1 protein-coding gene is annotated in these 612 nt (G+C 67.8%); it reads left to right on the top strand.

All coding sequences use genetic code 11. The annotated features are described in order from the left end of the window. Positions 1 to 612, top strand: a 612-nt coding sequence (locus tag A5701_RS08820; RefSeq protein WP_156670006.1) for a non-ribosomal peptide synthetase, incomplete at both ends; no start/stop codon positions are given.

The raw sequence follows: 612 nt of genomic DNA, 5'->3' as shown, positions 1-612 counted from the left end.
CCGGTGCCGGTGGGTGTGGTCGGTGAGTTGTATGTGGCGGGTCGGGGTGTGGCGTGTGGGTATGCGGGTCGGTCGGGGTTGACGGCGGGGCGGTTTGTGGCGTGTCCGTTCGGTGGGGTGGGTCAACGGATGTATCGCACCGGGGATTTGGCGCGGTGGGGTGGCGATGGGCAGTTGCAGTATTTGGGGCGTGTTGATGAGCAGGTCAAGGTTCGCGGGTATCGCATTGAGTTGGGTGAGGTCCGGGCGGCGTTGACGGCTGTGGGCGGGGTGGAGCGGGCGGTGGTGGTGGCCCGGGAGGATCGGCCCGGTGACAAGCGTCTGGTCGCCTATATCACCGGTGGCGCCGATCCGGCCGATGTGCGTGCGCGGTTGACCGATCGGCTGCCGATTTACATGGTGCCGGCGGCGGTGGTTGTGCTTGATGAGTTGCCGCTGACGGCCAACGGCAAGCTCGACACCCGCGCCCTGCCCGCGCCTGATTACCAGGGCGGCGGGCACTATCGCGCTCCCGGCGATGCCGTCGAGGAGATCCTGGCCGGCATCTATGCCCAGGTGCTGGGCGTGGAACGGGTCGGCATCGACGACTCCTTCTTCGACCTGGGCGGGGAC

The organism is Mycobacterium sp. E3305 (genome assembly GCF_001666785.1).
Taxonomy (GTDB): Bacteria; Actinomycetota; Actinomycetes; order Mycobacteriales; family Mycobacteriaceae; genus Mycobacterium.
The sequence above is the reverse complement of the archived record's forward strand: the minus strand, read 5'-3'. Positions and strand labels throughout refer to the sequence as shown.